1 protein-coding gene is annotated in these 388 nt (G+C 48.2%); it reads right to left on the bottom strand.

The annotated features are described in order from the left end of the window. Positions 1 to 82: 82 nt before the first annotated feature. Positions 83 to 388, bottom strand: a 306-nt coding sequence (locus Q4528_RS12785; protein WP_303521852.1) for a hypothetical protein, incomplete at its 5' end; no start/stop codon positions are given.

Here is a 388-nt window from a genome sequence, read left to right as displayed (position 1 = left end):
GCCATATCGTCGATCAGCGCGAAAAGCTGGTACAAGATGACTAGAGTCGCAATCAGGGCGATAAGTATGAAAAGGATTTCCACTATCCATTCTCCCACAATGTCTCACAGGACCCGTTAAACAGAAAAACACCTTTTTCCATCGGAGCGCGTGGGTTTTCCTCCCGTATCAACAAACCCGGTCTTGCCAACAAGCGAACAAGCAACTGGTCACCGTCATCGAAGAAAAGGTATGTGGCGTTCCATGAACCTTCTTTGTCATACTTTTCATAAGCTCCTGTACCAACGCGTAGAAGCCTAGTGACGCTTCCATCCCCATAGTACAGGATGGCCGCAACTCCATAGAATTCCCAAGTCTGCATTCCAAAGTTCGTTGTGCGGGTACAAGC

This window comes from Staphylococcus pasteuri (genome assembly GCF_030547725.1).
In the GTDB taxonomy this organism is placed as follows: Bacteria; Bacillota; Bacilli; order Staphylococcales; family Staphylococcaceae; genus Staphylococcus; species Staphylococcus pasteuri.
The sequence above is the reverse complement of the archived record's forward strand: the minus strand, read 5'-3'. Positions and strand labels throughout refer to the sequence as shown.